Origin of the sequence: Naasia sp. SYSU D00948 (assembly GCF_017916515.1) — a bacterium.
GTDB lineage: Bacteria > Actinomycetota > Actinomycetes > Actinomycetales > Microbacteriaceae > Naasia.
Genome location: NZ_JAFMTA010000001.1, coordinates 2,801,825 through 2,815,047 on the forward strand (window position 1 = coordinate 2,801,825; position 13,223 = coordinate 2,815,047).

At 73.5% G+C, this 13,223-nt stretch carries 11 protein-coding genes; 4 read left to right on the forward strand and 7 right to left on the reverse strand.

Going from position 1 to position 13,223, the window contains the following annotated elements; translation table 11 throughout:
- Positions 1-34: 34 nt before the first annotated feature.
- Positions 35-3,556: an error-prone DNA polymerase gene (locus J3P30_RS13110; RefSeq protein WP_210481449.1), complete on the reverse strand. Its 3,522-nt coding sequence runs from the start codon at positions 3,554-3,556 to the stop codon at positions 35-37.
- A gap of 296 nt (positions 3,557-3,852) precedes the next feature.
- Between J3P30_RS13110 and J3P30_RS13115 the strand changes: the two genes are divergently transcribed.
- Both J3P30_RS13115 and J3P30_RS13120 read left to right on the forward strand, forming a co-directional pair.
- Entirely contained in the window at positions 3,853-4,803 is a 951-nt protein-coding gene (locus J3P30_RS13115; RefSeq protein ID WP_210481450.1) for a glycosyltransferase, read from the forward strand.
- A 198-nt stretch (positions 4,804-5,001) separates the two neighbouring features.
- A complete protein-coding gene (locus J3P30_RS13120; protein WP_210481451.1) occupies positions 5,002-5,643 on the forward strand; it encodes a UdgX family uracil-DNA binding protein in 642 nt (213 codons plus the stop codon).
- A 110-nt stretch (positions 5,644-5,753) separates the two neighbouring features.
- Here J3P30_RS13120 and J3P30_RS13125 read toward each other — a convergent pair whose 3' ends face one another.
- The 6 genes from J3P30_RS13125 to J3P30_RS13150 all read right to left on the reverse strand — a co-directional run bounded on the left by J3P30_RS13125 (position 5,754) and on the right by J3P30_RS13150 (position 11,255).
- The gene (locus J3P30_RS13125; RefSeq protein WP_210481452.1) at positions 5,754-7,301 is read right to left on the reverse strand and encodes a DNA polymerase Y family protein; all 1,548 of its coding nucleotides are present in this window, start codon (positions 7,299-7,301) and stop codon (positions 5,754-5,756) included.
- Position 7,302: 1 nt separating this feature from the next.
- Positions 7,303-8,130 carry a hypothetical protein gene (locus J3P30_RS13130; RefSeq protein WP_210481453.1) on the reverse strand — a complete coding sequence of 276 codons (828 nt, stop codon included), beginning with the start codon at positions 8,128-8,130 and terminating at the stop codon, positions 7,303-7,305.
- A 216-nt stretch (positions 8,131-8,346) separates the two neighbouring features.
- Entirely contained in the window at positions 8,347-8,730 is a 384-nt protein-coding gene (locus tag J3P30_RS13135) for a hypothetical protein (protein WP_210481454.1), read from the reverse strand.
- Positions 8,730-9,005: a hypothetical protein gene (locus tag J3P30_RS13140; protein WP_210481455.1), complete on the reverse strand. Its 276-nt coding sequence runs from the start codon at positions 9,003-9,005 to the stop codon at positions 8,730-8,732. Before J3P30_RS13140 ends, J3P30_RS13135 begins: the two co-directional genes overlap by 1 nt.
- 218 nt (positions 9,006-9,223) lie before the next feature.
- Positions 9,224-10,861: a RecQ family ATP-dependent DNA helicase gene (locus J3P30_RS13145; RefSeq protein ID WP_210481456.1), complete on the reverse strand. Its 1,638-nt coding sequence runs from the start codon at positions 10,859-10,861 to the stop codon at positions 9,224-9,226.
- Between the two features lie 58 nt (positions 10,862-10,919).
- On the reverse strand, positions 10,920-11,255 hold the full coding sequence (locus J3P30_RS13150) for a hypothetical protein (RefSeq protein ID WP_210481457.1): 336 nt from the start codon (positions 11,253-11,255) through the stop codon (positions 10,920-10,922).
- Between the two features lie 124 nt (positions 11,256-11,379).
- Between J3P30_RS13150 and J3P30_RS13155 the strand changes: the two genes are divergently transcribed.
- Entirely contained in the window at positions 11,380-12,126 is a 747-nt protein-coding gene (locus J3P30_RS13155; RefSeq protein ID WP_210481458.1) for a sugar phosphate isomerase/epimerase, read from the forward strand.
- Positions 12,123-13,220: a Gfo/Idh/MocA family protein gene (locus J3P30_RS13160; protein WP_210481459.1), complete on the forward strand. Its 1,098-nt coding sequence runs from the start codon at positions 12,123-12,125 to the stop codon at positions 13,218-13,220. Before J3P30_RS13155 ends, J3P30_RS13160 begins: the two co-directional genes overlap by 4 nt.
- The last annotated feature ends 3 nt before the right edge of the window (positions 13,221-13,223 follow it).

The following is a 13,223-nucleotide window of genomic DNA, read 5'->3' on the forward strand; positions in this document are numbered from 1 at the left end:
GCCGGGGCCGGCGGCGGGCCGAGCTCCGCCGTGCTCAGTGGAAGTCGCGGGAGACGCTGCGCGCGCCGATCGTGAGGACCTCGAAGCGGTCGGCGACCACGTTGATCACGCCCTCGGGGGAGCGCTCCAGGATGCCGCGGATGATCATCGCGGGCGCCTCGCGGGCGATCCGCCGGTAGCGCTGCCACACGCCGACGCTGCAGACGATGTTGACCATGCCGGTCTCGTCCTCGAGGTTGAGGAACGTCACCCCGGCGGCGGTCGCGGGACGCTGCCGGTGCGTCACCACCCCGCCGATCTCGATGCGGCGGCCCGTCTCCGTCCGCGCCAGGTCGGCGTAGGTGAGGACGCCGCGCTTCGCGAGCCGGTCCCGCACGAACCGCATCGGATGCTGCTCCGGTGAGATCCCGGTCGCCCACAGGTCGGACGCGACCTGCTCCGCCGGCGTCAGCATCGGCAGCAGCGGCGGCTGGACCACGATGCTCGTGCCGGGCAGGTAGTCCGGGTGCTCCTGGGCGGCGGCCCCGGCGCCCCACAGGGCCTCGCGTTGGCCGAGGCCGAGCGAGGCGAACGCGCCGGCCGCCGCGAGCGACTCCAGCTGCGGCGCGGTCAGCCCGACGCGGCGGGCGAGGTCGGCCTGGCTCGTGTAGTCGCCGTGCCGCTCCCGCTCCTCGACGATCCGCTCGGCGAGCTTCTTCCCGATCGACGCGACCTCGGCGAGCCCGAGCCGGACCGCGTAGTTCCCGTCCCGCCGGTGGAGGGAATCCTCGACCGGCGCCGTCGGGTCGAACCGCTCCGAGACCGGCGGCTGCTCCCGCTCGAGGCACGCATCGCGTCCCGTCGCGGCCGGCTTCCCGTCCGCCCACACCAGGTCGACGAGGTTCGTGCCCCAGCGCCGCCCGTGCCCCGGTCCCGCCGTGGCCCGGAACTCCGCGATCCTCTCCGTGGACGGCTGCCGCAGCGGCTCGAGGTCGGCCTCGACGCCCGAGAGGAGGAGGTCGGGGCGGCGGACCTCGACGCCGTGCCGGCGGGCGTCCGCGGTGAGGGACTGCGGAGAGTAGAAGCCCATGGGCTGCGCCCGCAGCAGCGCGGCGAGGAAGATCCCCGGATAGTGCAGCCGCGTCCACGAGCTCGCGTAGACGATGAGGGCGAAGCTGATCGAGTGGCTCTCGGCGAAGCCGAAGTCCGCGAACGCCTCGATCTTCCGGTAGATCTGGTCGGCCGTGTCGTCGTCGATGCCGTTGGCCGCCATCCCGGCGTACAGCTTGTCCCGCAGCGAGTCGATCTTCTCGAGCCCACGCTTCGAGCCCATCGCGCGGCGCAGCAGGTCGGCGTCCTCGCCCGTGCAGCCGCCGACCTCCATGGCGATCTGCATGAGCTGCTCCTGGAAGATCGGCACGCCCAGCGTCCGCTCGAGCACCGGCTTCAGCTTCGGGTGCAGGTAGGTGACCTTCTCCTCGCCGGTGCGGCGCCGGACGAACGGATGCACGGCCTTGCCCTGGATCGGCCCTGGCCGGATGAGGGCGACCTCGACGACGAGGTCGTAGAAGACGCGGGGCTGCAGCCGGGGGAGCGTGCCCATCTGGGCGCGGCTCTCCACCTGGAACACGCCGACCGAGTCGGCGCGGCACAGCTGGTCGTAGACGCCCTGCTCCTCCTTCGGCATCGTGTCGAGGTCCCACCGCTCGCCGAGGTGCCTGTCGGCGAGGTCGAACGCGTACTGCATCGCCGCGAGCATGCCGAGCCCGAGCAGGTCGAACTTCACCAGGCCCATCCAGGCGCAGTCGTCCTTGTCCCACTGCAGGACGGTGCGCTTCTCCATCCGCGCGTTCTCGATCGGGCACACCTCGCCGACAGGACGGTCGGTGAGCACCATCCCGCCGGAGTGGATGCCGAGATGCCGGGGGAACTTCAGCACCTGCTGCGCGAGGTCGACCACCGGCTGCGGGATGTCGTGGTCGTCGCTCTGCACGTCGCCGCCCCAGCGCTCCACCTGACGCGACCAGGCGTCCTGCTGGCCGGTCGAGTGGCCGAGCGCCTTCGCCATGTCCCGGACCGCGTTCTTCGGCCGGTACGTGACGACGTTCGCGACCTGGGCGGCGTTGCGGCGTCCGTACTTCTCGTAGACGTACTGGATGACCTCCTCGCGGCGGTCCGCGTCGAAGTCGACGTCGATGTCCGGCTCCTCGTCGCGCAGGCTCGACAGGAAGCGCTCGAACGGCAGGTTGTAGCGGATGGAGTCGACCGCGGTGATGCCGAGCAGGTAGCAGACGGCGGAGTTCGCGGCCGAGCCGCGGCCCTGGCAGAGGATGCCGCGACCCTTCGCGAACATCACGATGTCGCGGACGATGAGGAAGTAGCCGGGGAAGTCCTTCGCCTCGATGACGTCGAGCTCGCGCGCGATCCGGTCGAGGGTGGACCGCGGCGCGTCCGGGTACTTCACGGGCACGGCCTCCCAGACGAGCTGCCGGAGCCAGCTCATCGGGGTGTGGCCCTCCGGCACCTCCTGCTTCGGCAGGTTGGGGCTCGCGCTGCGCAGGGAGAAGGCGAGATCGGCGGCGAGGTCCACCGTCGCCGCGACGGCGCCCGGGTAGCGGGCGAAGCGGGCGGCCATCTCGGCGCCCGAGCGCAGGTGCGCCCCGCCCGCCGCGGGCAGCCAGCCGTCCATGTCGTCGAGGCTGCGCCGGGCGCGGACGGCGGCGAGCGCGGAGGCGAGCCGATGCTGCCGCGGCGTCGCGTAGTGCACGGCGCCGGTGGCGAGCAGCGGGAGGCGGCGGGATGCGGCGAGCTCGGCGAGCGCGTCGTTGAGCACGGAGTCGAGCGGCTCGCCGCGGTCGAACAGCTCGACGGCGACGTTGTCCCGGCCGAAGAGGTCGGCGAGGCGGTCCAGCTCGCGGCCGGCGGCGGCGAGGTCGAGCGGGGCGTCCGGCGCGGGCTGCAGCGCCTGCCGGACGAGCCCCTTGCGGCAGCCGGTGAGCACGAACCACTGCCCGCCCGCGGCATCCGCGAGCTCGCCGAGGTCGAAGCGGGGGCTGCCCTTCTCGGCGCCGGGTGCGAGCTGGGCGTTCGTGATCGCGCGGGCGAGGCGGTGGTAGCCCTCCTGCCGCCGCGCGAGGACGACGAGGTGGCTGCCCTCGGGGTCCGGGATCCCGTTCTGCGGACGGTTCAGGCCGAGGGCGAGCTCGGCGCCGAACACGGTCCGCACCGCGTGCTTCTCGGCGGCCTCGGCGAGCCGGACCACGCCGTAGAGCCCGTTGTGGTCGGTGACGGCGAGGCCCTCGAGGCGGAGGCGGGCGGCCTCCTCGAGCAGCTCCTCGGGGGAGGAGGCGCCGTCGAGGAAGCTGAAGTTGGAGTGGGCGTGCAGCTCCGCGTACGGCACGACCGGGCCCTCGAGCGGCGGCAGGGCCGGGGGCTTCGGCCGGTACGGCGCCCGCTTCGGCGACCAGGCGGGGCTGTCGCCGCCGTCCGCCTCGGGCGGGCGCGGGCTGGGACGGCGGTGATCGGAGAGCCGCCGCTCGAACTCCGACCACGGGATCGGAGGGTTGTTGTACGCCACACTCCAGTTTCGAACACATGTTCGAACCCTGCAACTGCAGGTCCCGCCGCGCTGGTCCTGTCCTCGGTGTCCCCGGGCCGGGCCGGGACCGCCGCTTCTCCTCCTCTCCTCCTCTCCGTGGCTGCCCATCTGCGCGGATCAGGAGACTCGACGCGGATCAGGACTTCACGCCCGGTCCGATCGCCGTTCAGGACGACACGCCGCGTCGCGGATGCCATCTCCTGATCCGCGCAACACCCACCAGCCCGGAGTCGGCCGCGCGGTGCCCCCGCTCGCGCCCCCGTTACAGTGGCGGGATGCGGATCCTCTCCTGGCACGTCCACTCCGCCTGGACGACGGGGTTCGTGCAGGGGAGTCACGACTACCTCATCCCGGTCGCTCCGAACGGGGACGGCGAGCTCAAGCCGTACTGGCCAGCAAGCACCGTCGCGGTGCCCGAGGAGCAGCTGGCCGACACGGCCGTCGACGTCGTCGTCCTGCAGAACATGGCGGAGATCGAGACGACCGAGCGGCTGCTCCGCAGGCGCCTCGGGGCCGACGTGCCGGCCGTCTTCGTGGAGCACAACACGCCGAAGGGCGACGTCCCGTACACGCGGCACCCGCTCGCGGACCGCCGCGACATCCCGCTCGTCCACGTCACCCACTTCAACCGGCTCATGTGGGACAGCGGTGACGCGCCGACCACGGTCATCGAGCACGGCGTCCCGGATCCCGGTCACCTGTACACGGGGGAGCTCGAGCGTCTCGGGTACGTCATCAACGAGCCGGTCCGCCGCTGGCGCGTCACGGGCACGGACCTCCTCCCGGCGTTCGCCGAGGTGGCTCCGATCGACGCCTGGGGCATCAAGGCCGACCTCCTGCCCGGCGCGCTCGGACTCGGGCCGGACCGCATCGCCTTCGCGGGCAACCTCGATCCCGCCGAGCTGCACGCCCAGCTCGCCCGGCGGCGCGCCTACCTGCACCCCATCCGCTGGACCTCGCTGGGGCTGTCGCTCATCGAGGCGATGCACCTCGGGATGCCCGTGCTCGCGCTCGCGACGACCGAGGCGTACCGGGCCGTGCCGCCCGAGGCCGGCGCGATCTCGATGGACGTGGACGAGCTCGTCGCGATGGCCGCTCGCCTGATCGCGGATCCGGACGAGGCCCGCGAGCGGGGAGCGGCGGCCCGCCGCTTCGCGCTCGAGCACTACGGACTGGCGCGCTTCCTCGAGCGCTGGGACAAGGTCCTCGCCTCCGTCGCGCGCTGACGCGGCGGGGCCCGTGCCGAGTCGCGGCGGGCACGCTCCGGGCGGGCATATGCCGGGCCGGCATCTGCCGGGGGTCAGCAGCTCCGGCGTCGTCGATATCACGTGCAGCGGGCTGGACCGCCGACGCCGATCAGGACAACCCCGTGCCGGATCCACTGCGCAGCGGACAGAATCCTGCCGAGGGCGAGGAGGAAGCCGATGGCGGAGTTCGCGCGGCCCGGGGCCGAGCAGTGGGTGCCGGAGGACGGCGGGCTCGACGCCCTCCGTACGGCGGCACCGGAGTGCCGGGGCTGCGAGCTGTACCAGGACGCGACGCAGGTCGTCTTCGGCTCCGGGCCCGAGCGGGCGCGCCTCATGCTCGTCGGCGAGCAGCCCGGCGACTCGGAGGACAAGGCGGGGGAGCCGTTCGTGGGTCCCGCCGGTCGCCTCCTCGCCGACGCCCTGGATGCGGCCGGCGTGAAGGCGGAGGACGCATACGTCACGAACGCGGTCAAGCACTTCCGTTTCGAGCTCCGGGGCAAGCGGCGGCTGCACAAATCCCCCGCCGTGGCGCACATCGAGGCCTGCAATCCGTGGCTCGCGGCTGAATTCCGGACGGTGCGGCCGGACATCGTGGTCGCCCTCGGCGCCACAGCCGCCCGCGGCGTCCTCGGGCGGCAGGTGAAGGTGCTCGCCGAACGGGGCCGCGTCCTCGACGACCGGCCGGTCGCCGCGGCCGAGGCCCGCGTCGTGCTCACCGTGCATCCGTCCGCCGTGCTCCGCCTCCGCGGCACCCCCGACTTCGACCCCGAGTTCGACGCGTTCGTCGCCGACCTCCGGACCGCCGCCGCCCTCCTCTGACCCTCGTACCTCGCGCTCAACAGGCACTTCTGCCCTTCAACAGCAGGACATGCCGCAGACCCTGCTGTTGAAGCGGCTCTCCGCCTGTTGATCGCAAGGCGGCCGCGCGCTCAGTCGTAGCGGGCCTCGGCCCACCAGGAGTCGCCCTCGAGGACGAGGAGCCAGGCCTCGCCGTCGTCGTCGACCACCTGGAAGCGGGAGAGCCGGCGCCCCTGCTCCGGATCCCACCAGCGCTCCTCGACCGTCCACGGGCCCGTCCAGGCGCGGACGGGACGGGCGTGGCCGGTGTTCGGGGCGGCGAAGCGGGCGGGTGGCCCGGACAGGACGCCCCGCTCGTCGACGGAGACCGGCGCGCCGTCGGGTGCGAGGACGGTGCACATCCGCCGGTCTCGGAACACGGTCGCCGGCGGCAGGCCGGGCAGCGCACCGGGCCACGGCCGATCGGCGGGGCGGGGCACCGACCCGCGATCGCCCCACGGGACGAGCACCTGCCGGTCCGCGAGCATCCGCCCGCCGCCGATCGTCGCCGTGAGCACCGCCTCGTGTCCCAGCATGCTCTGCACTCGCGAGAGGCCGTGGTGGATGCGCTCGTCCGGCGCCGCGCCCCACAGCCCCTCCTCGTGACCGGCGGCCGCGTCGACGCTCTCCGGGAGCACGCGGATCCGGGTGAGAGGGGAGCCGAGCCCGCTGTCCACCGCGCCGGTGCCCTGCAGCTGCCAGCGGACGCGGTCCACCACCTCGGCGGGGGTGAAGGATCGCGGATGCAGCCAGTTGCGCTCGGACAGCTCGCCCCGCTCGGTGGTGATCTCCACCCGGATCGCCGTGCAGACGAGCCCGAGCCCCCGCAGCCGCTCCAGGAACCGGTCGGCTGCGGCGCGGAACCCGAACGTCGCCTGGTCGATCCGGTCGAGGGGCGGCTCGAAGTCGACGGCTACGTCGAGCTCGTCCGGCGGGATGCGCGGCACCACCCGGCGCCCGTCGAGGCCCGCGGCGAGGCGGTGGGCGGCGGCGCCGTCGGGGCCGAACCGGTTCCGCACCTCGAGCTCGGGAAGCGCGGCGAAGGCGCCCAGCGTCGGGAGGCCGAGGCGGCGCAGCAGCACCGCGAGGTCGGGCAGGCCGAGGATCGTCACCGGCAGCGGGGCGAGGAACGCCGGGGACCCGCCCTCGGGCACGATCCGCACCCGGTCCGGCCCGCTCCGCCGCGCCGCCTGCTCCGCCGCGAAGGGCCCGTCCGCGATGCCGATGCGGGCGTCCGCGACCCCGAGCCGCTCGAGGCACGCGAGCAGCTCGCGCGCCGCCGCGTCCTCGCCGCCGTAGTAGCGGGCGGGACCCTGCATCCTCAGGGCCGCGGTGCCCGGCCGGAGCACCTGGACGCCCGGCATGAGCTCCTCGACCCCGTCGAGCACGGGGTCGAACGCACGGGCGTCGAGCGCGGGGTCGTAGGGGAGAGCGACGAGGGCGGCGCACCGCGACTGGGCCTCGCGGATGCGCAGGCCACGGCGCACCCCCTCCGCGCGGGCGGGTGCGGAGCAGGCGAACACGTCGCCGCGGTCGGTCAGGGCGAGCGGAGCGTCCGCGGGCAGGCCGGCGGCGCGCGCGGCCGCGCGGACCGGCCAGTCCGGACACCAGAGCACGAGGGTGCGGAGAATCTCGGCCATGTCAGCCCGCCCGGACCTCGAGCCCCTCGAACGCCTCGAGCGGCGGCACGGGGGAGAGGCGCGGGGCCACGGCGGGACGCGCGGGCTCCGCGGCTGCGGCGGGACGCGCGGGCTCCGGGGCCGGGGCGAGCGGAGCAGGGGCCGGAGGACGGCGGGACGCTGCGTGCTGGGCCGGCTCGCCGACCCGGGCGCCGGCGTCGGGTCCCGGCAGCCGGACCCAGCGGGAGCGGGAGCGCATCCCGCGGCTCTCCACGGCCACCTCGACCCGGCGTCCGCGGAGGATGCCGTGCCCCGCGCCGATGCCCTCCCACTCGCTGCGCACGATGCGGAGGCTCGCCTCGCATCCCGGCCAGTCCCCGAGGGTGATGAGGGCGGCCTCGCGCTTGCGCAGCCGGGCGGCGAGCCGTCCCGCGTCCGCCTCCGTGATCCGCCCCGCGGGACGCAGGACCACGACGGGCAGGACGTCGACGAGGGCCGCGGTGACCGGCAGCCACTGGTCGCCGGGCTCCGGCACGAGGACGAGCCGCTCCAGGTCGATGCCGTGGGCCTCGGCCGCCTGGGCGCCGAACTCGGGGACCCCGACGACGGCGCACCAGGACCCCGCCGCGGACGGTGCGGACAGCATCGCCATGGCCAGCGTCGTCGACCCGAGGACCGAGTAGGAGGCGCCCGCCCGCATCATCCCGTCGGGCAGGAGCCCGGCGAACAGGGGAGAGGTCGCGATCGTCGTGGTCGAGAGCCGGGTGGACTGCATCTCCCGGATCCGGGCCTGCAGCTCGCGCACCTTCTCGTCCGCCGCAGCGGGGGAGGAGAGGGCGAACGCGGTCACACTCCATGTTCGAACATGTGTTCGAACCAGTCAATCCCGCGGGCGGCCCCTCAACGAGGGCTGGCGTCACGCCGTCCGAGCCGTGGAGCTGCGCGGATCAGGAGATCCCCGGCGACACGCCGACGCGGCTCCTGAACCGCGTGCGAAACCGCCGGTTTCTCCTGATCCGCGCACAATCTCCTGATCCGCGCAGAGGCGGCCTCAGGCCGACCCCGGTCAGGTGTCGGTGGTGAGGCCCTGCTGCTTGGCCCAGGGGGTCTCGCCGGTCGTGCCGTCGCCCGTCGGGAGATCCGCGTCGTCGCCCATCGAGTCGCCGCCCGAGTTGAGCGCGCCGATCGATGGCGCATCGCCGCCGACGACCCCCTCGGTGAGGTTCGGCGTCGGTGCGGCGCCGGCGTTGCTCACGCTGCCGAGGGCGCTGTCGCCGCCCAGCCGGTCCTGCGTGCCCTTCACCTTGTCAAAGTCGTCGAGGGTGAGGAGGCCGTCCGGGTCCTGCGGATCGGACTTCCCGGTGAGCCGCTCGCCGACGCTCGCCTTGCTGTCCTCCGCGACGGGCTTGTCCTCGTGATCCGGAGGCGGCGGCACGCTGCGCTCGGACATCAGACCTCCGGTCCCGTCGCCTCGGCCTGCCGCGTCTCGACCGGGCCGCTCGGGCCCTCGTCGCGCAGCCCGACGATCTCCTCGCCGGCGAGCTCGTTGTCCGGGAGGAACGGCTCGCCCTCGCGCTCGGCGCCGCCCGTCGGACCCTGGTTGCTGTCGCCCACGCCGGGGAGCACGGTCTCGCCCGCCACCGCGTCGTTGGCGACGGTCTGCTTCCCGGTCGCGTCGACGGCCTCGTCGTCGTACGCGCCGCCGTCGGGGATGGTGTCGCTCATGCGCCCTCCTTGGGTTGGTTGTCCTCACGCTACGCCGGGCCTCGCGCGGCCCGCATCCGAGGCCGGAGGGGGTGGACGGGACGCCGTCAGTCGCTACGATTGCGCGTCCCGGACCGGGTCCCGGCGCGTCTCGGACCCGGACCCCCGACGCGTCCCGGACCGGACCCTGACCCGACCGAGAGCCGTCCCGGAGCCGGGACGGTGGCCGGGGCGGCGGCTCAGCCGATGCGCTCCAGCAGGTCGTTCTGCTCGATCGCCGGGAGGGAGAGCACCCGGTAGCCCTCCGTCTCGAAGAAGACCGTGATGCGGTCCTCCTCGACGCTCATGACCGTTCCCTCGCCCCACTCGCGATGCCGCACCGGCGCGTCGACGGGGAAGGGCACGCCGGCGGCATCCTCGACGGCGCTCTCCTCGTGCTGCTCGTACGCGGTGCCGGAGGTGCAGGTGTCGCAGTTGCCGCAGGGCTCCTCGAGCCGCTCGCCGAAGTAGGCGAGCAGGAACTGCCGCCGGCAGGACGTGGTCTCCGCGTACTGGCGGACCATGGCCACGCGGGACTCCTCGATCCGCTCGCGCTGCGCCGACTGCTCGACCGCCCGCTCGACGGCCTTCTCGGTGGGGAGCCCGCGCACCGCCGCGATCGCATCGCCAACGGCCCGCACCGCCCCCGCCTCCGTCAGCAGGTTGACGAGGTCGGCGACGCGGCGTCCGGTGAACCCGGTCTCGGCCGCCAGCGCCTTGAGGTCGACCGGGCGCCCGGCCGCGACGAGCGCGGAGTGGACGGTCGCGAGCTTGCCGCGGTCCGGCTTGCTCGACGCGAAGAACTTCCGGAGCCCCAGGTCCTCCGCTCGGTAGTGCAGCGCCGCGATCGCGGGTTCGCCGTCCCGGCCGCAGCGCCCCAGCTCCTGGTAGTAGTCGTCCACGGCGCCGGGGATGGCCTCGTGCACGACGAAGCGGATGTTGGGCTTGTCGATCCCCATGCCGAACGCGCTCGTGGCGACCACGACGTCGTACTGGTCGTCGCGGAAGCCCTCGTGCAGCTCGCGCCGGGCCTTGGCGCCGATGCTGCCGTGGTAGGCGGCGGAGCGCAGACCCTGCCCCGAGAGCTCCTCGGCGTACTCCTCGGTGGCGCGCCGGGTGGCGACGTACAGCAGGCCGGGCTTCGGCAGCTCCATCACCTGGGCGATGACGGCCTCACGCTTCTGGCGCTCCTCCTGGTGACGGACGACCTCGAGCCGGATGTTCGGGCGGTCGTAGCCGCGCGTGATGAGCTGCGGGGACCGCATGCCGAGCCGGTCGACGATCTCCTCGCGGACGGGAGCCGACCCGGTCGCCGTCATGGCGAGGACGACCGGACGCCCGACCGCCTCGATGGCGGTGCCGAGGCGCAGGTAGTCGGGTCGGAAGTCGTGGCCCCAGGCCGACACGCAGTGGGCCTCGTCCACGACGAACAGCCCGGGCGCGAGCCGCGCCAGCCGGTCGACGACCTCGTCGTTGGCGAGCTGCTCGGGCGAGAGGAAGACGTACTCGGCCCGGCCGGCCTCGAGCTCCCCCCAGGCGCTCTCGGTGGCGCCGTCGCTCTGGGCCGAGTTGATGGCCACCGCGTCGGGCGCGTCCTCCTCCGCCTCGATGCCGGCGACCTGGTCCGTCTGCAGCGCGATGAGCGGCGACACGACCACGGTGGGACCGGGGAGGATCGCGCCGGCGATCTTGTAGATGGAGGACTTGCCGTAGCCGGTGGGCAGCACCCCGAGGACGTCGGAACCTTCGAGCAGGGCCTCCACGGCCTCGCCGATGCCCGGCCTGAGCTCGCTCCAGCCGAACAGCTCGGCGGTCTCCCGGATCTTCGCGCTGGTCATCCGGACAGCGTAGGCGGGCCGGGGAACGAGGCGGCGGGGCCTTGACCGGACGGCCTCCTCAGGCGAAGGAGGGGCCGATGCGGCCCAGCATCCGCCACACGGTGCGCGTGAGGTCGGGGTGCTCGAGGGCGATGCGGCGGAGCACGCCGAACTCGAATCGCTCCGCCTCGCCGGAGGGAGCGGAGGGGTGGTACGCGTGCGAGCGCGCCTCGTCGAGGCCGAGCAGGGCGATCGTGTCCGCCCGGAGGATCCACACGACCTTCTCGTCGACGGTCGGCAGGTCGGGGATGAACTGCCAGGGATCCTCGCCGTCGCGGCACCGGCGCTCGATCTCCGCGTCGAGTTCGTCGCGCGCCTCTGCTCGCAGCGTGTCCAGGGTGTCGGTCGGATCCACGGGTGCCCCCTTCCTGCGACGACCCTACGACACGGCATCCGGCGTATCCCGCAGTGCGACACGGTGGAGCGACGGGTCGGAGGGCACCCGTAGGGTGGATAAGCGACGAACCCGAGGATGGTCAATGACGTCATCAACCCTGTCCCTCCAGCTCTACACAGTGCGGAACGCGATCAGCGAGGATCTGCGCGCCGCGCTCGAGCGCGTGGCCGCTCTCGGCCTCCGCCAGGTGGAGCTCTACGGCTTCGTCGACAGGGCGGACGAGTACGCCGCCCTCCTGCCCGAGCTCGGGCTGACCGCGCCGTCCGCCCACGTGGACCTGTTCCGCACGACCGAGCCGGCCGCCGCCTTCGCCGCCGCCCGGACCATCGGCATCCCCACGGTGATCGTCCCGTTCTCCCCGCCCGAGCGCTGGACCTCCCGCGAGGAGGTCGAGGCGGTCGCCGACCAGCTCAACGCGCTCGTCGAGCCCGCGCGGGACTCCGGGCTCGAGGTCGGCTACCACAACCACTGGTGGGAGTTCGAGGATCTCGGCGGAACGCCGGCGCTGGAGGTCCTCGCCGACCGGCTGGACCCGGCGGTCGTGCTCGAGCTCGACACCTACTGGACCGCGGTCGCGGGACTGGACCCGATCGCCGTCCTCGGCCGGCTGGGGGACCGGGTCCGGTTCCTCCACGTCAAGGACGGACCGGCCAACCGGGAGACGCGGGAGCAGGTGCCGGCGGGCCAGGGGACGCTGGACGTGCCGGGCATCCTCAGCGCGGCGCCGCGCGCTCTGCGGGTGATCGAGTTCGACGACTACGCGGATGATGTGTTCGACGGGATCCGGGGAAGCATCGACTTCCTCGTCGGGAAGGGAGAGTCGCTGTGACGGGAACGGGACCTGTCGGGGTCGGTCTGATCGGTGCGGGGAACATCAGCGATCAGTACCTGACGACGCTCACGGCGCTGCCGGATGTCCGGGTCCTCTTCGTCGCGGACCTCGACGAGGCGCGTGCGGCCGCCCAGGCGGAGAAGTACGGCGTGCCGGCTTCGGGCTCCCCGGACCAGCTGCTCGCCGTGCCCGAGATCGAGATCGTCGTCAACCTGACGATCCCCGCGGTGCACGCCGACGTCAGCCGGGCCATCATCGACGCCGGGAAGAACGTCTGGAGCGAGAAGCCGCTGGCGCTCGACCGCGACAGCGGGAAGGCGCTGCTGGAGGAGGCGAAGCGGCGCGGCCTGCGCGTGGCCTGCGCACCGGACACCTTCCTGGGCACGGGCCTGCAGACCGTGCGGCGCCTCCTGGACGCGGGTGAGATCGGCACGCCGCTCACGGCCCTGACCCTCTTCGAAAGCGGTGGGCCGGAGCGCTGGCACCCGAGCCCCGCGTTCTTCTACGCGCGGGGCGGCGGCCCGCTATTCGACATGGGTCCGTACTACCTGACGACGCTCGTGCAGGTGTTCGGCCCGGCCAAGTCGGTCTACGCGCTGTCGTCGACCTCGCACCAGACGAGGACGGTCGGCTCCGGCCCTCTCGCCGGCCAGACGATCTCGGTGGAAGTGCCGAGCTTCGTCGGCGCGATGATCGAGTTCGAGAGCGGCGCCAGCGCGCAGAGCATCTTCAGCTTCCAGTCCCACCGTCCGCGCGTCGGGGTGGTCGAGATCGCCGGCAGCGAGGGCCTGATCGTCGCTCCCGACCCCAACATGTTCAAGGGGACGGTCGAGATCCACTCGGACGGCGAGTCGCGGACGGTCGAGACGGAGTTCGAGTGGGTCCGCGGTGTGGGCGTCCTCGACCTCGCGCGGGCGATCCGCAGCGGCGAGACCGAGCGCGCGTCCGGCGCCCTGGCGTACCACGTGCTCGACATCATGTCCTCGATCGCCGAGTCCGCCGAGAAGGGCCGTCCGGTCCCGGTCGCCAGCACGGTGGAGCGGCCCCCGGCCCTTCCCGAGGACTGGAACCCGGCGGAAGCCACCCTCTGACCC